General features: G+C 72.1%; 19 protein-coding genes. 9 read left to right on the plus strand and 10 right to left on the minus strand.

Features of this window, described 5'->3' with window-relative positions; translation table 11 throughout:
- The first annotated feature begins 77 nt into the window (after positions 1-77).
- On the plus strand, positions 78-1,166 hold the full coding sequence (locus O7631_RS14850; protein WP_278144750.1) for a crosslink repair DNA glycosylase YcaQ family protein: 1,089 nt from the start codon (positions 78-80) through the stop codon (positions 1,164-1,166).
- Positions 1,167-1,235: 69 nt separating this feature from the next.
- Here the strand turns inward: O7631_RS14850 and O7631_RS14855 are convergent, their stop codons facing one another.
- Genes O7631_RS14855 through O7631_RS14865 form a run of 3 tightly spaced genes read right to left on the minus strand, consistent with a single transcriptional unit; the run spans position 1,236 to position 3,540 of the window.
- Positions 1,236-2,225 carry a transporter gene (locus O7631_RS14855; RefSeq protein WP_278144751.1) on the minus strand — a complete coding sequence of 330 codons (990 nt, stop codon included), beginning with the start codon at positions 2,223-2,225 and terminating at the stop codon, positions 1,236-1,238.
- On the minus strand, positions 2,222-3,112 hold the full coding sequence (locus tag O7631_RS14860; RefSeq protein ID WP_278144752.1) for an ABC transporter ATP-binding protein: 891 nt from the start codon (positions 3,110-3,112) through the stop codon (positions 2,222-2,224). The genes O7631_RS14855 and O7631_RS14860 overlap by 4 nt, the downstream gene beginning before the upstream one ends.
- Positions 3,113-3,132: 20 nt before the next feature.
- Positions 3,133-3,540 (minus strand): GntR family transcriptional regulator, encoded by a 408-nt coding sequence (locus O7631_RS14865; RefSeq protein ID WP_269680165.1) that lies wholly within the window; start codon positions 3,538-3,540, stop codon positions 3,133-3,135.
- 229 nt (positions 3,541-3,769) lie between these two features.
- Here O7631_RS14865 and O7631_RS14870 point away from each other — a divergent pair, with 229 nt between their 5' ends.
- A complete protein-coding gene (locus O7631_RS14870) occupies positions 3,770-5,038 on the plus strand; it encodes an Nramp family divalent metal transporter (RefSeq protein ID WP_278144753.1) in 1,269 nt (422 codons plus the stop codon).
- A gap of 145 nt (positions 5,039-5,183) precedes the next feature.
- On the opposite strand, the gene O7631_RS14875 is transcribed toward O7631_RS14870, so the two are convergent.
- Positions 5,184-5,456 (minus strand): hypothetical protein, encoded by a 273-nt coding sequence (locus O7631_RS14875; protein WP_269680163.1) that lies wholly within the window; start codon positions 5,454-5,456, stop codon positions 5,184-5,186.
- 74 nt (positions 5,457-5,530) lie between these two features.
- Positions 5,531-6,469: a hypothetical protein gene (locus O7631_RS14880; RefSeq protein ID WP_278144754.1), complete on the minus strand. Its 939-nt coding sequence runs from the start codon at positions 6,467-6,469 to the stop codon at positions 5,531-5,533.
- Between O7631_RS14880 and O7631_RS14885 the strand changes: the two genes are divergently transcribed.
- The 4 genes from O7631_RS14885 to O7631_RS14900 all read left to right on the plus strand — a co-directional run bounded on the left by O7631_RS14885 (position 6,468) and on the right by O7631_RS14900 (position 10,629).
- Positions 6,468-7,724 carry a hypothetical protein gene (locus O7631_RS14885; protein ID WP_278144755.1) on the plus strand — a complete coding sequence of 419 codons (1,257 nt, stop codon included), beginning with the start codon at positions 6,468-6,470 and terminating at the stop codon, positions 7,722-7,724. The two genes, O7631_RS14880 and O7631_RS14885, sit on opposite strands and share 2 nt — an antisense overlap.
- A 31-nt stretch (positions 7,725-7,755) precedes the next feature.
- The gene (locus tag O7631_RS14890) at positions 7,756-8,805 is read left to right on the plus strand and encodes a nitronate monooxygenase (RefSeq protein ID WP_278144756.1); all 1,050 of its coding nucleotides are present in this window, start codon (positions 7,756-7,758) and stop codon (positions 8,803-8,805) included.
- Between the two features lie 67 nt (positions 8,806-8,872).
- Positions 8,873-9,958, plus strand: a complete 1,086-nt coding sequence (locus tag O7631_RS14895; RefSeq protein ID WP_278144757.1) for an SRPBCC domain-containing protein — start codon at positions 8,873-8,875, stop codon at positions 9,956-9,958.
- 14 nt (positions 9,959-9,972) lie between these two features.
- The gene (locus O7631_RS14900; RefSeq protein ID WP_278144758.1) at positions 9,973-10,629 is read left to right on the plus strand and encodes a hypothetical protein; all 657 of its coding nucleotides are present in this window, start codon (positions 9,973-9,975) and stop codon (positions 10,627-10,629) included.
- Positions 10,630-10,687: 58 nt separating this feature from the next.
- Here the strand turns inward: O7631_RS14900 and O7631_RS14905 are convergent, their stop codons facing one another.
- A complete protein-coding gene (locus tag O7631_RS14905; RefSeq protein WP_278144759.1) occupies positions 10,688-12,724 on the minus strand; it encodes a glycosyl hydrolase family 28-related protein in 2,037 nt (678 codons plus the stop codon).
- Positions 12,725-12,943: 219 nt separating this feature from the next.
- Between O7631_RS14905 and O7631_RS14910 the strand changes: the two genes are divergently transcribed.
- From O7631_RS14910 to O7631_RS14920, 3 genes are all read left to right on the plus strand, one after another.
- Positions 12,944-14,023 (plus strand): NYN domain-containing protein, encoded by a 1,080-nt coding sequence (locus O7631_RS14910; protein ID WP_278144760.1) that lies wholly within the window; start codon positions 12,944-12,946, stop codon positions 14,021-14,023.
- A gap of 178 nt (positions 14,024-14,201) precedes the next feature.
- Positions 14,202-14,423, plus strand: a complete 222-nt coding sequence (locus O7631_RS14915) for a hypothetical protein (RefSeq protein ID WP_030335934.1) — start codon at positions 14,202-14,204, stop codon at positions 14,421-14,423.
- 261 nt (positions 14,424-14,684) lie between these two features.
- Complete coding sequence (locus tag O7631_RS14920) at positions 14,685-14,864, plus strand: hypothetical protein (protein WP_278144761.1); 180 nt, start codon at positions 14,685-14,687, stop codon at positions 14,862-14,864.
- Between the two features lie 21 nt (positions 14,865-14,885).
- On the opposite strand, the gene O7631_RS14925 is transcribed toward O7631_RS14920, so the two are convergent.
- The 4 genes from O7631_RS14925 to O7631_RS14940 form a co-directional block, all read right to left on the minus strand.
- Positions 14,886-15,434: a DUF1062 domain-containing protein gene (locus O7631_RS14925; RefSeq protein WP_278144762.1), complete on the minus strand. Its 549-nt coding sequence runs from the start codon at positions 15,432-15,434 to the stop codon at positions 14,886-14,888.
- Positions 15,435-15,643: 209 nt separating this feature from the next.
- Positions 15,644-16,705 carry a Gfo/Idh/MocA family oxidoreductase gene (locus O7631_RS14930; protein WP_278144763.1) on the minus strand — a complete coding sequence of 354 codons (1,062 nt, stop codon included), beginning with the start codon at positions 16,703-16,705 and terminating at the stop codon, positions 15,644-15,646.
- A gap of 102 nt (positions 16,706-16,807) precedes the next feature.
- Positions 16,808-17,473 carry a response regulator transcription factor gene (locus O7631_RS14935; RefSeq protein WP_278144764.1) on the minus strand — a complete coding sequence of 222 codons (666 nt, stop codon included), beginning with the start codon at positions 17,471-17,473 and terminating at the stop codon, positions 16,808-16,810.
- Entirely contained in the window at positions 17,461-18,753 is a 1,293-nt protein-coding gene (locus O7631_RS14940) for a sensor histidine kinase (protein WP_278144765.1), read from the minus strand. The genes O7631_RS14935 and O7631_RS14940 overlap by 13 nt, the downstream gene beginning before the upstream one ends.
- Positions 18,754-18,878: the final 125 nt, after the last annotated feature.

Raw genomic sequence — 18,878 nt, forward strand, 5'->3', positions numbered from 1 at the left:
CAGTCGCGTTGGCGACGGGCTGGAATCCGACTGCGCTGGTCAGTGGCATGTCGGTGCTCGGCGTTAGGCTCGCGGGCGTGGGTGTGCACCAGCTCGATCGCGCGCAGGCACGACGGATAGCCGTGCGGGCCCAGTTGTTGGCCGACCCGCGCCCGACCGACCTGCTCACTGTGGTGCGGCACCTGACGCTGCTGCAGATCGACCCGACGGCTGCCGTCGCGCCGAGCGCCGACCTGGTCTGCTGGAGCCGGCTCGGCTCGTCGTACCAGCCCGCCCACCTGCGTCAGGCCCTCGAACGGGACCGGACGCTCTTCGAGCACCAGGCCATGCTGCGACCGATGGACGACCTGGGGCTCTACCTCGCGGCGATGGCCGCCTGGCCCGCCCACGAGCGGGCGCGCGAGTGGCTGCGCGTGAACGACTCGTTCCGGCGTGACGTGCTCGACCTGCTCGGTCGCTCCGGGCCACTGCTGTCCCGCGACATCCCGGACACCTGCGTGGTGCCCTGGCCGTCGTCGGGCTGGACCAACAACCGCAACGTCACCCAGATGCTGGAGTTCCTGGTCGCCCGCGGCGAGGTCGCGATCTCCGCTCGTCAGGGCCGGCAACGGCTGTGGGACGTCGCCGAGCGGGTCTATCCGGCCGGCACCCCCGTCGTGGCATTAGAGCAGGCGCTTCGGGTCCGTAACGAGCGCCGGCTACGCGCCTTGGGCATAGCCCGGGCGAAGACACCTGTCCTTCCGGGCGAGCCGGCGGAGGTCGGCGACGCCGGCGAGCCGGCGGAGGTCGAGGGGGTCCCGGGGGTCTGGCGGGTGGACCCGGCCGCGCTCGGGCAGCCGTTCACCGGGCGTACGGCGTTGTTGTCGCCGTTCGACAGGTTGGTGCACGACCGGGTCCGCCTCGAAGAGCTCTTCGAGTACGAGTACGTGCTGGAGATGTACAAGCCCAAGGCCAACCGCCGGTGGGGCTACTTCGCGTTGCCGATCCTGCACGGCGACCGGCTGGTCGGAAAGGTGGACGCCACTGCTGATCGCCGGCGCGGCACGTTCACCGTGCACGCCGTGCACGAGGACGTGCCCTTTATCCCGCAGGTGAGCCGCGCCGTGCACGACGAGCTGCGCGACCTGGCGTCCTGGCTGTCGCTGACCCCGGAGGGCCTGCGCTGACGGGTGATCGCCGAGGCCCCCGCGCCCCGACGAGCACCCGTCGTCGTCCACCCGATCCGAGGTCGCCGCCTACGCGATCCGGCGGACCCGGCGCACGGCCAAATAGAGCAGCAGCAGGGCGAGGGCGACGAAGATGCCCGTCTCGATGCCCTGGAACAGCCAGAACCGGTCCGCCGGCTGGTACAGCTGCCAGTTGTACGCGCCCGGTTCGAGGCCCAGCTCGGCGCCGCAAACCCGACCGTTCGGCCCTTTCCCGCCCGGGGGGCACTGGATCTGCGTGCCCTCAGCGATCATCGTGCCGTCGGGGTTCCGAACGCCCTGGGTGAGGATCCAGTCTCCCCGGTCTATCTCCGGTGGCCCTTCCGCCTCGATCGGGAAGGTCTTGGTGCGGGCGGCCTGGTAGTGCGGTCGGGCCAGGATCTCCACCGCCGCCCGGGCACCGATGAACCCGGCGAGGGTGATGCCCATGGCGGGCAGCATCCGCTTCCAGATGGTGCCGGCGAAGACGCCCAGCGCTACGGCGAAGAGCGTGTAGCCGATCGGGACGATGCCCTGCAGGTCGAAGACGATCATGCCGAGCCGGCCCTCGTCGGCGACCTGGGTCAGCGGGTCGACCCACCAGGACATGCCCAGCCCGTAGATCGCCGCGAGAACCAGCACGCCCCCGCCCACCAGGCCGAACTTCACCAGGGCCCAGCGGATCCGGCCGACGCCCTGGGTCCAGACGAACCGGTGCGTGCCCTGCTCCACCTCCCGGGCGACCAGCGGCGCGCCCCAGAACAGGCCGACCAGCGCCGGCAGGGTGATCAGCAGCACGGCCACCAGATTCAGGCTGCTGTACTGGTTGCCGAAGCGGCGGAAGCCCGCATCGCACGCTTCCCGGGTCGCCGCCGCCACATTGGTGTCCGCGAGCTGTCGTGCGCAGTCCGTCAGCCCGAGGTCGGCGAAGGTGTGCCGCATCGACAGGCCGATCGGCACCAGCAGGGCGGCCAGCGCCGCGAGCCCCAGCAGGGTGAAGAGCGCCTGCTTGCGGTGTTGCCGCCAGGTCAACCAGATCATGCTGCCACCCCCCACTCGCTGTGACTGGTCTGCGCGGTGCCCTCGGCGAGGTAGGCCAGGACGACGTCCTCCAGGCTCACCTCGCGGATCGTCCAGGCCGGATCGGTGACCGGGCCGTCGGTGCGGACCAGCAGTGTCGACTGCCGGTCGGTGTGGCTGGCCCGGACGACGGCGGCGACGCCCCCGATCGGGCCGCCGTCGTGCCGTGGGCCGACCAGTTGGCGGTGCTCGGCGACCAGGTCGTCGACCGCGCCGGTGAGCTGCACCTTGGCGGCGTTCAGCACGATCAGGTAGTCGCAGACGCGCTCCAGGTCGGCCAGCAGGTGCGAGGAGAGCAGGACCGTGGTCCCGGAATCCGCGACGCTGCCCATCAGCGACTGGAGGAACTCACGCCGGGCCAGCGGGTCGAGGCTGGCGACCGGCTCGTCGAGCAGCAGCAACCGGGGCTGCTTGGCCAGCGCCAGGGCCAGCGCCACCTGGGCCCGTTGCCCGCCGGAGAGCTTGCCGACCGGCTTGTCCGGCGGAATGCCGAGCTGCGCCAGCCGCTGGCGAGCCAACGTGGCGTCCCACCGCCTGTTCAGCTTGCCCCCGGCGACGACCAGCTCGGCGGCGGTGAAGTCCCGGTAGAGCGGGGTGTCCTGGGCGACGAAGCCGATGTCGGCGAGGCCGTCCGTGTCGCCGTACGGGGATCGACCGAACACGCGTACGGTGCCCGCGTCGGGCTTGAGCAGCCCGACGGCCAGGTGCAACAGCGTGCTCTTGCCCGCACCGTTGGGCCCTACCAGCGCGGCGATCCGGCCGGCCGGCAGGTGCAGCGAGCAGTCCCGCAACGCCCAGGTGCGGCCGTACCGCTTGCCCAGCCGGTCGGCCTCCAAGACATGGTCCATTCTCTGTCCTCTCGTTCCGCTCATGCGGGTTCCTTCTGCGGGGTGTCGTCGGCGAGGGTGGCGCGCAGCGTGGTCTCCACCAGGGCGATGACGTCCTCGGCGGTGAGGCCAGCGGTCTGCGCCCGGTGCAGCCAGGCGACCAGGTCGTCGCGTAGCTCGGCCTGGTTGGGCAGGGACGCGCCGGCCAGGGTGCGCTGGACGAACGTGCCCACCCCGGGTCGGCCGCCGACCAGACCCTCGATCTCCAGTTCCCGGTACGCCTTCAGCACCGTGTTCGGGTTGATCGCCAGGGATTGGGCGACGTCCCGGACCTTCGGCAACTGGTCGCCCGGTGTCAGCAGGCCGACCCGCAGAGCCTGTTTCACCTGCTGGACGAGCTGCATGTAGGTGTTCACCTTCGACCGGCTGTCCAGTACGAACTCGATCACTCGCGATGATCCTTCCTGTTGTCCTACGACAGTAGGACTAATAGACAGCTTCACCGGCACGGCGACTGCTGTCAAGGCCGTCGCGGCGCGCACCCGGCCCGGCCCGGCGCGTCACCGTCGACCACCCGGCGTGTCGACCCTGTGGCACCGGCAGGCCAGAGGTTGGCCCCCACGGGTCAGCGGCTCGGGAAGGAACAGGCAGCGATCCAGGCGGAAGGGGAGGTGTGCGTTGGTCACCAACGAACTGACGACGACGAAGGCCACTCCACTACAGGTGGCCCGCGCGCGCGGCCGCGTACGCGGGCGACTGATCCTGCTCGGCCCGGCGTTCGTCGCCGCTGTCGCGTACGTCGACCCGGGCAACTTCGCCACCAACTCCGCCGCCGGCGCCCGGTACGGCTACCTGCTGGTCTGGGTCGTGGTGGTGGCCAACCTGATGGCGATGCTGGTGCAGACCCTCACCGCGAAGCTGGGCCTGGCCACCGGTCGCAGCCTGCCCGAGCTGTGCCGGCAACGCCTGCCGAAGCCTCTCAACAAGGCCATGTGGGTGCAGGCCGAACTGGTCGCCATGGCCACCGACCTGGCCGAGGTGATCGGCGGCGCGGTCGCCCTGTACCTGCTCTTCGGCATCCCCCTGCTGCCCGGCGGGATCATCATCGGCGCCACAGCGTTCGCCGTGCTGGCGCTGCGCTCGCGAGGCTTCCGCGCGTTCGAGATCGCCATCGCCGTGGGGCTCGGCGTCATCGTCCTGGCCTTCGCGGCGAACCTGCTCGCCGCCGGCTCCGACCCGGGCTCCGCAGTGGCCGGCCTGGTGCCTCGACTCCAGGGCACCGACAGCGTGCTGCTGGCTGCCGGCATCCTCGGTGCCACAGTCATGCCGCACGTCATCTACGTGCACTCCGCGCTGACCCGCGACCGCATCCCGGCCACCGACGACACCGAGCGGCGGATCCTGTTCCGTGGTCAACGCACGGATGTGCTGCTCGCCCTGAGCGCGGCCGGCGCGGTCAACCTCGCCATGCTGCTGATCGCCGCCGCCAGCTTCCGGGGTGGCGGACCGGGTGGCGCGGACAGCCTGGAGGGTGTGCACGCCGGACTGGGCCAGACCATCGGCACCGCCGCGGCGTTCGGGTTCGCCATCGCCCTGCTGGTCTCCGGGCTGGCCTCCACGAGCGTGGGCACCTACGCCGGCGAGGTGATCATGCAGGGCTTCCTGCGGCGGCGGATTCCGCTGCTACTGCGCCGGCTGGTCACCCTGGCGCCCGCGCTGGCCGTGCTCGCCATCGGCCTCGACCCCACCCGCGCACTCGTGCTGTCCCAGGTCATTCTCAGCTTCGGTATCCCGTTCGCGCTGATCCCGGTGGTCGCCTTCACCCGCCGCCGGGACCTGATGGGCAACCTGGTCAACCACCCGCTCACCACGGCCGCCGCGTCCCTGGTGGCGGTCCTGGTGGTCGCACTGAACGCCTTCCTGCTCTGGCAGGTCGTCGCGGGCTAGATGTGCTGTCCGGTGAGCAGACGCCGGTCGAGTGGGCCGCCACGGTCACGGACGTCCGGGCGAGCGTTATGACTGTGAGTCATATTTATGACCCACAGTCATAACGCTGTCCGCAGCGTGTCGGGTCAGGGCGGCAGCGGGTGCGTCAGGTTCGACGGCCCTCGTCGCGGGTCGGGATCTCCTGGCGCTGTTCGAGGGCGTCGGCCGGGTTGGCGTCGGCCGGCAGCGACGTCACGTCTTCGAGCGCGCCCGCCGGCAGGGCGCCCTGCTCGGCCAGGTCCGCCTCGGACGCTTCGGGGTCGACGTCACCCGACACCCGGTCCGGCGGCCCGTAGTCCACGGCGCTCTGCCGTTGCTCCTGGGCATCCGCCTCCGGAGGAGGGAACGTGTCGTCCTGATCGTCCCGGTACGTGCTCATCGGAGCCTCCTGCCCGGCGTGTCTCGACATACCGCCGGGCCGCTGCCTACCCGCGGTTGCCCGTCGCACGCTTGCTACCTCTCCCGGCGGGGCACGGCGGCCAGTCCCAGCCCCAGCAGCGCGCACACCGAGCCGACCAGGAAGAGCAATGACGCGGCCGGTTGACCAAGCCACTCCCAGAACGGATGCCAGGCCGGGTGTGGCTCGTCGCGGTGGTGGCGCAGCAGCGACGGGACGGCCAGCAGCACCGGCAGCCACCACAGCGCCACGGCCACGCCCAGCAGGACGCGCACGGCGCTGCCGCGCTGCGCGCAGCGGCGGCTGGCCCAGGCGAAGACCCACCACCCGGCCACCGTGCCCAGCAGCGTGCCGAGCACCCCGGCGGGAACCACCAGCGGCGGTGGCGCGCGGTGCAGCTCGACCGCAAGGTAGGAGGCGTCGGCGGCGGTCTGCGACGAGATCGAGGCGTTCAGGATGGTGTCGCCGCGTCGAGCGACCAGCGTGGTGTCGGTGATCGCGAACGGGGTGGCGCACATCTTGTCCGCGCAGCTGATGCCCTCGGTCACCTGCGGGTCGTACACCGTCCAGCCGGCACCGGAGAGGCGGTCCCGGGCCACCGCGACGATCTGCTCGGCGGGCACCGGTGGCGCGCCGAGGGCGGCGGCGCTGGTGGCGCTCTCCTGGTACTCGCCGCCGTCACCGAGAACCAGTGTCTTCACGGTGCCCAGACGCAACGCGTGGCCGTAGACGACGAAGAGCGCCGGCGGGGTGTCGATCTCGCCGAGGTCGTGGCCGGGAAAGGCCGAGGTCAGGATGGCGCTGGCCTCGGCCCGGTCGGGTTGCGGCCGGGACGTCTCCCAGGCGGCCCGGCTGGCCGACGCGCCGGCGAAGAGGCCGCACACGACAGCGGCGAGCGGCACCCAGACGACAGCCGCGCCAGTGCTCGGACGGCCCAGGCGGTGGAGAAGCCGCCGCCCGAACGGGCGGGCCGCGGAGGTGTCGGTCCCGGGCATGATCATCCCTCCGATCGAGAACGAGGCGGAGCGACGGTACATCGACCAGGGGTGTGGACGCGTACCCGCGACTGCCGCCGTCGGTGGTCGGGATCGGACAAGATGGGCGGGTGGCCGGGGCATGGCCGCGACGAGGAGGATGGCGATGCGGGTACGCGGACGGTTGGGCGGGGGACGGCGTGCCCGGGTGGGGGCGGCGCTCGGGGCCTTGCTCACCGGCGTGGTCGTACCGACGGTGGTGCTGACCCCGGGGGTGGCGGTCGCGGCGGCGGTCGGCACGCCGGTGTGCCAGATCCGCGACGACCGGCTCCGCGAACTCTCCGGGATGGTCGCGACCGACGACGGGTACGTGGTCGTCAACGACGGCGCGGACGACGAGGCCCGCCGTCGGATCTTCTTCCTCGACCAGCGGTGCGCTGTGGTCCGGGCGGTCTCCTACCCGTCCCGGCCCAGGGACACCGAGGACCTGGCCGTCGGCCGGGACGGCACCGTCTGGGTCGCTGACATCGGCGACAACGACCGTTCGCGTACGACTGTCGGGGTGTGGCGGCTCGCACCGGGGGCGGAGCAGCCGGTGCTGCACCGGATGACCTACCCGGACCGCCCGCACGACGCCGAGGCGTTGCTGCTGGACGCCGACGGCCAACCGATGATCATCACCAAGGGTGGCAGCGGCACCGTCTTCCTGTACCGCCCGACCACCGCGCTCCGAGCGGGGGCGACGACGCCGCTGGCCCCGGCCGGCCAGGTGACCCTCCCGACGACGACGACCAGCAACCCGTTCTCGTTCCTCGGGCGGGGTGTGGTCACCGGCGCGGCGACCGCGCCGGACGGACGTCGGGTGGTGCTGCGCACCTACGCCGACGCCTTCGAGTACGACGTCCCCGATGGGGACGTGGTCAGGGCGTTGACGTCCGGCACCCCCAGGACCACGCCGTTGCCGGACGAACCGCAGGGCGAGTCGATCACCTACAGTCGCGACGGTGGGTCGCTGCTCACCGTCTCCGAATCCGCCGACCAACCGCCGGGCACCCGTCCGACGATCCTGCGCTACCCGGCCACGGCCGAGCCGGCACCGACAACGGCCCCGACGGGCTCCGCCGGCCCGGTGTCGCCCACCGACGTCCGCCCGATCGCCGAGGACACCATCGGGCCCGGCGGCCGGATCTGGTTGTTGGTCGCCGGCGCCGGGACACTGCTGGCCCTGCTCGGGCTGGCCGGTGTGCTGCGGTGGAGGCACACCGCACGCCGCTGAGCGGACGGCGCGGTGCGGCAGGATGAGTCCCATGTCCACGCTGTCCACGCTGCGTCACCCGATCATCGCCGCTCCGATGGCCGGCGGCCCGTCCACGCCCGCGCTCGCGGCTGCCGTCTCCGCGGCCGGTGGACTGGGCTTCCTGGCCGCCGGGATGATCGACGCCGACCGGCTGGCCGCCGACGTCGCCGAGGTCCGCGCGCGCACCGACCGGCCGTTCGGGGTCAACCTCTTCCTGCCCGACCCGGGCGACGTCGACGAGGCCGCCATCCGGGCGTACGCCGAACGGCTCACCCCGCAGGCCGCCCAGCGCGGCGTCAGCCTGGGCGAGCCGGTGGGCGGCGACGACGCGTACCCGGAGAAGCTTGCCGCCCTGCTCGCGGACCCGGTCCCGGTGGTGTCCTTCGTGTTCGGGCTGCCCGACCGGGCGGCGGTGGCCGCCCTGCGTGAACGCGGCACCGAGGTGTGGGCCACCGTCACCCGCCCGGAGGCCGCCACGGCCGCCGCCGACCTCGGGGTGGACGCGGTCGTGGTGCAGGGCACCGAGGCCGGTGGGCACCGCGGTGGCCTGCCGGACGACGACGACTACGCGCTGCTGCCGTTGCTCCGGCTGACCGCCGCCCGCTGCGACCTGCCACTGGTGGCGGCGGGGGGCATCGTCGACGGCCCCGCGCTGGCCGCCGTGCTGGCTGCCGGCGCCACCGCCGCGCAGCTCGGCACCGCCTTCCTGCGGTGCCCGGAGGCGGGCAGTTCGCCGATGCACCGGGAGGCGGTGGCCAGTACCGCGCCCACCGCGCTGACCCGGTCGTTCACCGGCAAGCGGGCCCGGGGCGTGACCAACGACTTCCTGCGCCGGCACGACGCCACGGCACCGGCCGGTTACCCACAGGTGCTGCACCTGACGCGCCCGCTGCTCGCCGCCGCCCGGCGCGACGGGGACGCGTCGGTCGCGAACGCCTGGGCCGGGCAGGCGCACACGCTGGCCCGGGACCTGCCGGCGGCCGAGGTCGTCGCCGACGTGAGCGCCGGTGCCCGGGCGGCCCTCACCGCGCTGACCGAGCGGTCGACCCGCTGGGGATGACCAAGGCGCCGGCCACCGGCCCGGGCGGGCGGGGCAGGACGGGCGGGAGACCCGTTAGAGTCTCGCCGTGATCGAGATCGGCGCGCAGGTCGAGCTGTCCCACCCACCCGAGCGGGTGTGGCTGGCATTGACCGATCGGGAGTTGCTCGGCCGGTGGTTCGCCGATGCCGAGACGCTGGAGGGTGTACCGGATCGGCTGTTGCTGCGCACCGCCGGGTTGCCCGGCTTCGGGGCCGACGTCGAGGTCGAGGTGACCGACCGGCAGGAGCCGGACCGTCTCGTGCTGGCCTGCGACGAGGCCGGCCGGCTCAGCGAGGTGACCTGTGACGTCACGGCCACGGCGCAGGGCTGCCGGCTGGAGGTGCGGGAGGTCACCACGCACGGCGGGTGGTCCGTCGAGCAGCAGAAGCCACGCGAGCAGCAACTCCGGCAGGCGCTGACCGTACGACTGCCGGCCATCCTCGACTGGCTCGCCTTCCAACAGGTCGACCTGCGGCGCGGCGACGGCGGAATGACCACCGAACTGCCGCTGGTCGGCGCGTCCCGCAACGGTTCGGCCCGCGCCCGTCGACGGACGGTGGCCGCCGTGCTGGTCGGGCTGGCGGTCCTCGGCGGAGCGGCGGCGTGGGTGGCGCTCCCGATCGGCGGCAAGCAGAGCGCCGCGCCTCCCGCGCCCCCGTCCCCGTCGCCGTCCGTGACGGCCGTCGCGGTCGCCACCACCCCACGCTCGACAGCCTCCGTGCGTCCGTCCCGGACGGCCACGTCGCCGACCGTCCGTCCGAGTCGGACTCCGTCGGTGAAGCCGACACCGACAGCGACGGCGGCGGTGCCACCACCTCCGCCGCCGTTGACCGCCCGCTACGAGACCGACTCCAGCCGGCTGTTCGGCTACACCGGCGAAGTGGTGGTCGGCAACCCCGCAGCCACGCCGGCGGCGGGTTGGGCCGTGGTGGTCACCTTCGCCGACGGCAGCACCGTCGACGACGTCGAGGGCGCGGAGTCGCGACAGGACGGCAGGTCGATCACCTTCACCGGCGGAGCCCTGCCGGCGGGCGGGTCACAGACGATCCGCTTCGACGTACGCGACAACCGGCCCAAGGCCCGGGCGCCGGAGAGCTGCACGGTGGGCGGCAACCCGTGCTCCGGCCTCTGACCTAGGCTGCGGTCATGGCACTGCTGCACCGGGCCACACTGCGCCCCACGAAGCTCGACCTGCTGGCGGCCTGGCTGCCGGACCAACGGTGGTTCGCCGGGCGCGTCGGCGCCTCCGGCACGCTGACCGCCGCGGACCTGGTGAGCCGGGGCGCGTACCGCTTCGACGACCCGGCCGGGGCGGTCGGCATCGAGACGATGCTGGTCGGCACCGCCGACGGGCCGGTCCACCAGGTTCCGCTCACCTACCGCGCCGCGCCTCTCGATGGGGCCGAGGACTGGCTGGTCGGCACCACGGAACACTCGGTGCTCGGCACCCGCTGGGTGTACGACGGCTGTGGCGACCCGATCTACGCCACCGCGCTCGCCCACGCGATTCTCACCGGCGCCGGTCAGGCGGAGCAGTACTTCGAGGTCGACGGCCGGCGGGAGGTGCGCGAACCGACGGTGACCATCGTGGTCAGCGGCGTCGGCGAGGCCGAGGTGCCCGCCATCGGCGCCGTGCGCCGCGTGGTCGACGAGGACCGCACGCTCATCGACACCGACGCCGTCGAACTGGTCGTCGTCCACCGGCCGGGCGCCGAGGTGGACAGGTCGGCCGGGGCGATGTTGGGCGGCAGCTGGGACGGTCAGCCGACGACAGTGCCGCTGGCGTACGCCAAGCTGCTCTGACCTGCTTTCTTCGGTGTGTGCGGTGGGCGGCCCGCGACGATCGGGCCGCCCACCGCGTTCACCACTGCGCCGGAGGCGGGGGAGGCGACACGGGCGGCCGGTCGTCGCAGGTGATGGTGTTGGGCAGCAGCCACGGTGCGAGCCAACCGCCGTCGTTGCCGCCGAGGTCGGTCAGTGTGAACTCCGAACCGGCCGGGGTGAAGTGGAACGACCCGCAGTTGTTGACGCCGACCGCGCCGACGTTGCGCGCGTCCACGTTGGCGAACGAGGCGGACCCGGCGGCGCGGGCGCTGACCACCGAGGTGCCGGTGCCGTCGACCCGGATGTCCCGGAACTTCACGTTGCTGATCGAGTAGAGGTCCTTCACCGGCCAGTCGCTGACCAGCATGATCGCGTTGTACGTGTTGTCGAGGTACGCATCGCCGGTCACCTGGATGTCCGCGTCGATGCTGCGGTCCAGCGCGAAGATCCAGATCGCGCCGAGCCCGATGTTCCAGTTCAGCTCGTAGGTGCCGGCGCGGGCGGTGGTGTTGTTGGTGATCCGCAGGTGCCCGGTGAACGGCTCCGCGCCGAAGCGGGATCCGGCGTGGATGCCGCTGCCCTCGCGGACCGGGTCGGCGACGAGGTTGTGCGACACGGTGGTGTCGGTGCCGCCGTAGATGGCGATGCCGTTGGCCAGGGTCGGTGACTGCACGGTGTTGTGGTCGAAGGTGTTGCGGGCGTTCGCCGTCTTCTCCGACCACATCGCCAGGCCGTCGTCACCGGTGTTGCGGACGAAGTTGTGCGCGACCAGGGAGTCGGTCACTCCGGTGTGGAAGTTGAGCGCGTCGGCGATCTGGTCGACGATGATGTTGTTGGTGACCCGGACGTTGCGCATCGGCCCGTCGAACCACACACCCACCTTCGTGTGGTGCAGGTAGAGCCCGTCGACGGTCGAGTCACTCATCGCGCCACCGATAGCGTTGACCTGGTCGGTGTCGATGCGTTCCCGGACGTCTCCCTCGATGGCGAAGCCGGAGAGGTGGACGTTGCGGCTGCCGCCGTCGGCGGCGTCCCGGCCGTAGAACCCGACACCGGTGTGCACCGAGCCGTCCGGGGCGGGCGTGGGCAGGGCGACCTCGCGGCCCTTGATGATGGTGTGCCAGTTGCCGGCGCCCTCGATGGTCACGTCGTCGACGATGATGTGCCGGTTGACCTGGTAGGTGCCCGGCGGGAGGTAGACCTTCAGGTGGGTGCGCCGGGCGAAGGCGATGGCCTTGTCCAGGGCGTCGGCGGAGTCCCGCCGGCCGGTCGGGTCGGCCCCGAACGCGAGGACGTTCGCCGCGAGCAGCCGGACCCGCGGCGGGGCGACCAGTTCGGAGTCGAGCAGGTCGATGACCGTCCAGGCGGCCGGGCTGCCGGGTGGCGCGGTGAGCCGGATCCGGTCGCCGGCCCGGTAGGTGCGTCCGAGCAGGAGTCGCTGCTCGTCGTAGAAGTGGGTGGGCCGGAACGGCGTGGTGATGCTCGGGTACGGGGTGGTGGCCGCCGGCACGCACTGGCACTCGGTGATCCACCAGTCCGGGTGCAGTAGCCCGGCCTGCGGGTCGTTGGTGAACGGGTACTGGTTGTAGAGCCACGAGTACTGCGACGTGAGCGTCATGGTGCGCACGTGCTTGCCGTTCGCCGCGACCTGTAGCGGCGCGGTGATCCCGCCGCCCTGCGGGGCGTCCGGGATGCTGTACCGCACGGTGATCCCGTTGGCCGCGCTGGGCAGGACGAACTCGACGTACTCCCCGGGGGTGAGGCGGACGGCCCGGCGTCCGGAGGCCTCGGCGGGCAGCGTGTAGGCGGACCGGTCGGGGCCGATGATCTCGCCGGTGGTGCGGGCGTTCTCGGCCTCCTGCTCGACGAAGCCGACGTTCGCGCCGCGCCCGGCGACCAACGCCGGGTCGAGGGCGGCCCGGGTGACGACGGGCGTCGCGCCGGGGGAGGAGGTCGGTCGGGCGACGGCCACGCTGGGGGTGACGACCAGCAGGGTGAGGCCGGCCGCGAGCGCGGCTGCGGTGGCGGCCGGACGGCCGGGGCGTCCCCGCGCCGGCATGATGGTCCGAAACATCGGTGACCCTCCTGGGTGGATGGTGGTGGGAGGCCCGCCCGGCGCCCCCGACGCCCGGCATTGATCGCCATGATGTCAGCACTAAACACCACGCTGCAAGGTCGCAAGCGAACAACGAAAAGAAGCGACAATCAGGCCGCAAGAAATGGACGGTTGTCGAGTTGAGGTGCCGCGCGTCGTCTGCCTCGACCAGCTCACGCCGGGCGTAGGCTGACCCTCGTGGATCAAGAAGACCGGATCGCCCTGTTCCTGGACTACGAGAACCTCGCGCTCGGCGCGCGCGACCACCGTGGTGGTGCGGACTTCGACTTCCGGCCGATCGCCGACGCGCTCGCCGAACGGGGCCGGGTGGTGGTCCGCCGGGCGTACGCCGACTGGTCGTACTTCGACGAGGACCGACGGATGCTCACCCGGTCGCACGTCGAGCTGATCGAGATACCGCAACGGATGGGCGCGTCCCGGAAGAACGCCGCGGACATCAAGATGGCCGTCGACGCCATCGAGTTGGCGTTCGAGCGCGACTACATCTCCACCTTCGTGATCTGCAGTGGGGACAGCGACTTCACACCGCTGGTGCACAAGCTGCGCGAGCTCAACAAGCGGGTGATCGGTGTCGGGGTCGAGGGGTCCACGTCGGCGCTGCTGCCGCCGGCCTGCGACGAGTTCCTCTACTACGACCGGTTGGAAGGTGTGGACATCCCGCCGCCCCGCAGCCAGCGGGCGCGTCCCACCCGTCAGGTCGGCGCGAACCAGCGCCCGCCCGAGCCGGAGCCCGAGGTGGACCGCCGACCCGCCGGTGAGGAGCCCGGCCGGGACGTGGACACCCTCGCCGTGCTGGTCGCCCAGACGGTCGCCGGGTTGCAGGGCAGCGCCAACGGCGAGGTCACCGCGTCCCGACTCAAGCGCACCCTGCTGCGCAAGGACCCCACGTTCAGTGAGTCCGACTACGGTTTCCGCACCTTCGGCGAACTGTTGCGCCACCTCGCCGAGCGCACAGTGGTCGAGCTGGCCGAAGGGCCCGCCAAGGGTGACCCGGAGGTCTCCCTGCCCGAGCACGGTGACCGGGAGGTGGCGTTCGGCCTGCTCCGGGGTGTCGTGGCGGACCTGGGCAGTGGCGGCAACCCGGTGGCGCTGTCCGGGCTGAAGAACCAGGTACGCCGCGCCCGCCCCGACTTCAGCGAGAAGAAGCTCGGCTACCGCAGCTTCCTCCAGTTCTGCAAGGCCGCTGCCACCGCCGGCGTGCTGGACCTGCGCTGGAGCCCGGAAGCCGACGACTACCTCCTGACCACCCAGACCTGACCCGCGCGCACGTGAGGGTGAGGGCTCGCTGATTGGCAAGTCAGGGGCGAAAAAACCACCCGTTGTGGTTTCGATCCGTCAACGCTTGACCCGAATTGCGCCTGGATTGTCGTTCTTGCCCCGGTCCGGGCATACCTGCGCCGTACCCTCTGCGCGGGAATTGCTATACGGTCGGCGAATGAAGGTGGAGGAGCACTGGTGGAACGGAGACACGACCCCGCGCGGGCGCCGGGACGTGTACATCCGTACTGACGGGCAGGGTTGGGAGGTCCGCGCCCAGATCGGTGGGGCGTCGGGTCGTGAGCGGGTGCAGCAGTGCCCCAGCCGGGCCTCGGCGGCCATCCTCGCCGACGCCTGGCGCGGCACCCACCCATCCTGGCGCGAGCTGAAGCAGCGCTGATCCGGCACCGGGCCGGGTCGGCAACGCTTTCGGGCTCCCCCAGCCCGGCGTGCGCCGACCGGCCCGGTGCTCGGTACACCGGACCGCCAGACGCTCAGCGGCCGATGTTCGATCTCCTTGATCAAGTGATGAGAAATAGGTCCCGCAGAGCCGATTCAGCTACTTTTCATCACTTGATCAAGGCTTGCTGGCGGGCTCGTGTCTCTGCCCTCAGGTCGGGTACACGGAGGTCTGCCGGTCGCGCCCGATGGAGGTCCCCCCATGTCGCAGGGTCCCGCTGAGGAGAACCCCAGGCTCGACGAGGAGGTCCGGGAGGCCGAGCGCAGGCTCGCCAACCTCACGGCCTCGTCGGACGACGTGCTGGACGACGACGCGCTGACCGACGACGACGCGCGAGCCCCGGACGAGGCACCCTCCGAGGGAGACCCTCACCAGGAGTGACTGCCCGCGACGTCCTCGCGCTCAGCGTTTGAGCGTGAAGGTGAAGTCGCCGGAGAGTTTGCCGCCCAACCGGACCGCCGAGACGATCCTCCCTTCCCGGATCAGTCGATCGACCTCGCCGCGCGACAGACCACAACCGTCGGCGATCAGTCGTACCGGCCGGACCGGGATCCGTGCCGCGAAGCGGACGACCACGTCGATCACGTCGTGGTCGAGGTGAACCGATCCGTCGGTGTCCAGACGCCAGGCGTCGGTCCAGTCGAGGTCGAACCGGTTACGGCGCTGCACGATCGGGTCCTGGAGCAGTTGAGCGGTCAGCCCGCTGTCGTTGTCGTGCAGCCGGTCCAGCACCTCCGGGCGGATGGCGCGCACCGTCGTCCGCTCTAGGACGGTGAGCTTCGCCGTGACCCCGCAGGCGGTGCAGAGCGCGAGGAGCCAGACGTCGATGAGTTTGTGATTGGCGTTGACGCGGAAGCTGCCGCTCGGCCGCAGTCGCCGCGACGCGCAGGCGTGGCAGCGACGGCGGACGAGGGGCAGGCAGGTGGGCACGACGGCCCAGGTGATGAGCACAGAAGTACACCGGTTCCAGTGAGAAAGTCCGCAGCAAGAAGGAGCGCGGCGCACAGGGTGCGACGCGCGACAGATCAGCTCTCGGGGTGTCTCACAGGGTGTACAACGGCCCGTCCTTGCCTAGACGACCTGGTTGCGCAGCACGGTAACGGCGGACGACGCCGCCGCTCCACCGGTTTTCGCGCGCGCCCCCAGGTCGCCCGACGAGGTCAGACGGTCGGGACCGGCAGCACCACGCCCTCGGCCGCCGACCGGTGCGCCAGCTCGATCAACTCGACGGTGGCGACCGAGTCGCGTGGGTCCACCGGCATCGGCGTGCCGTCGCGCAACGCCGCCGCCACCTGCGCGTAGAAACTCTGGTACGACCCGGGTTGGGTGGTCACCGTCCGCAGGTCACCGTCGACGCCGAGCATGCCGTACCGCTCCGGCGGGACCTCGCCCCAGCCGGGCTGGTCGGGGCGGCCACCGGCGTGCAACGCCGCCTCCTGCACGTCCAGCCCGTACGTCGTGTAGCCGGCCCGGTCGCCCAGCACCCGCAGGCGAGGCCCGAGCTGGGCGGTGATCGCGCCCATCCAGAGGTGCGAATGCACCCCGTTGGCGTGGGTCAACGCCACGAAGGCGTCGTCGTCGACGGCCGCACCGGCGCGGCGACGGTCCACCTCCGCGTAGACGCGGTCGACCCGACCGAAGAGCTGCACCGCCTGGTCGACGAGGTGCGCGCCCAGGTCGAAGAGAGCGCCGCCGGCCTCCTCGGGACCGGCCAGCTCCCGCCAGCCCGGCTTGATCGTCGGACGGAAACGCTCGAACCGGGACTCGAAGCGCAGCACCCGCCCCAACTCGCCCTGCTCCACCAGGCGGCGGGCGGTCAGGAAGTCACCATCCCAGCGCCGGTTCTGGAACACCGTCAGCGGCACCCCACGCTCGGCAGCCTCGTCGACGAGCGCGCGGCCCTCCGCGGCCGTCGCGGCCAACGGCTTGTCCACCACGACCGGCAGCCCGGCCGCGAGCGCCGCGCGCGCCATCGGCACGTGGAGCCGGTTCGGCGTCGCCACCACGACGAGGTCCAGATCGTCAGGGGTACGCCACAACTCGTCGGCGTCGTCGACCAGGCGGGCGTCCGGGAAGAGCTGCCCGGCCTGCTCGCGCCGCTGCGGATCGCGGGTCACGATGGCGTCGAGCCGCAGCCCGGGCGTCGCGGCGATCAACGGCGCGTGGAACACCCGACCCGCCAACCCGTACCCCAACAGACCAACCCGCAGCGCCTCCGCCATGCCCGTGCCCCCATCTTCCTGGTCCGCGCCCCGATGCGGCGGCGGTACCGCGGAGAGAATCTACGCCCCGAGCGGGTCGCCGTGATCTCGACCCGGTGCAGGTCAGGCCGTCGGGTCGGCCCGTAGGTAGGTGAGGACCGCGAGCACCCGACGGTTGGTGTCGTCGCTCGGTGGCAGGTCGAGCTTCAGCAGGATGTTGCCGACGTGCTTGCCCACCGCCGCCTCGGTGACGTGCAGCCGGGAGGCGATCGACGCGTTCGAACGGCCCTCGGCGAGCAGCGTCAGCACCTCGCGCTCCCGAGCGGAGAGCGCGGCGAGCGGATCGCGCGGGCGGTGCAGGAGTTGCCGGACCACGTCCGGGTCGATCGCCGTGCCGCCGGCCGTGACCCGACGCAGCGTGTCGACGAACTCGGTGACCTCGGCCACCCGGTCCTTGAGCAGGTAGCCCACCCGCTGGCCGTCGCCGCTGTCCAGCAGCGCCGCCGCGTACCCGGTCTGCACGTACTGACTGAGGACCACGACCGGCAGGTGCGGTCGCTCGGCGCGTAACGCGACGGCGGCGCGCAACCCGTCGTCGCGGCGGCCCGGCGGCATGCGGATGTCGGTCAGCACGAGGTCCGGTTCGTGCTCGCGGGCCGCGTCCAGCAGTTCCGGCGCGGAGCCGACGGCGGCGCGGACCGTGAAGTCGAAGCGGGTCAGCAACGCGACCAGGCCCTCCCGCAGCAGCACCTCGTCCTCGGCGAGCACCACAGTGGTCAGCGACGGCACGGCAGCTCCACCCGGACCAGGGTAGGCCCACCGGGCGGGCTGGACAGCAGCAGCCGGCCGTCCACGGCGGCGACCCGGTCGGCTAGACCGGTCAGGCCCGTACCCAGGCTCGGGTCGGCGCCGCCTCGACCGTCGTCGGACACCTCGACCACCAGGTCGCCGCCGGTCCGGGTGAGGCGGACGTCGGCGTGCGTCGCCCCGGAGTGCCGGACCACGTTGCCCAGCGCCTCGGACACCACGAAGTACGCGGTGGTCTCGACGATCTCCGGCAGCTCGCCGTCGAGGTCGGCGCGGACGGTGACCGCGACCGTGGACGCGTCGGCCAACTCCCGCGCGGCGCCGGCCAGGCCGAGGTCGGTGAGGCTCTGCGGGCGGATGCCGTGCACCAGTTGCCGCAGCATCACCATCAGGCCCCGGGCCTGGTCGTGGGCCACGGCGAGGGGCCGGGCCGCGGGGGAGTCCTCGGGGACGTCCAGCCGGGCCAGGCCGAGCTGGAGGGTGAGACTGGTCAGCCGGGGCTGCGCGCCGTCGTGCAGGTCGCGTTCGATCCGACGCCGCTCGGCCTCGTAGGCGCTGACCAGGCGGGTGCGGGAACGGGCGACCTCGCGCAACGCCGCCGCGTCGACCGGCCAGGCCAGCGCCCAGCGGGCCACGGTGGCCTGCACTGCGGCGAACAGACCGGCCGCGTAGCAGAGGACCGGCAGGAGCAGCACACCCACTATCGCGTACGGGACGGCCTCACCGGTGGTCTCGATCGGCTGCCAGACCACCACCGGGTTGTTCGGGTCGCCGGCCAGCCAGGGGCTGGTGATCAGCCCGAGGTCGAACACCAGCAGTAGCAGGAACACCCAGTACGTGATCGGGGTGACCCCGCCCAGCCAGAACAGGTACGCCACCTCCCGCCATCCGGCGGCGGTGCGGTAGCGGGCGACCAGGCCCGGCCACGGCGACGGAGGCAGCGGGCGGCCGTCCACCAGGCGCAGTCGCCACCGCTCCACGGCGGCCACCGGGAAGCTGACGATCGGCGCCAGCGCCAGCACGGTGAGGCTGCCGACTGCCAGGAACAACATGAGCGGAATGCCCGGCGGGCGGTCGTGCAGCAGCAGCCCGTTGACGGCGGCGAGCAGGGGTGCGCCGACGATGAGCAGCCCGACGGCGAGCACGCCCGCGATCGGTACGGTGCTGACCAGGTAGGCCAGCGCCCGCCAGGGCCAGGCGGAGACCAGCCAGTCGCGGCGGCGTAGCGCCTCGGCCAGGTGGGAAGGACGTTCCGGGGTCATGCCACAGACGCTAATCGTGGGCGAACTGCCGCCCCAGCCGTCCAGATCCACTCTCCAAGGTAGGTCCAGCACTACCGACCGAACGGGTGTGCGGGGCTCGGAAACGGGAAGAACGCGACGTCACG

This window comes from Micromonospora sp. WMMD967 (genome assembly GCF_029626165.1).
In the GTDB taxonomy this organism is placed as follows: Bacteria; Actinomycetota; Actinomycetes; order Mycobacteriales; family Micromonosporaceae; genus Micromonospora; species Micromonospora taraxaci.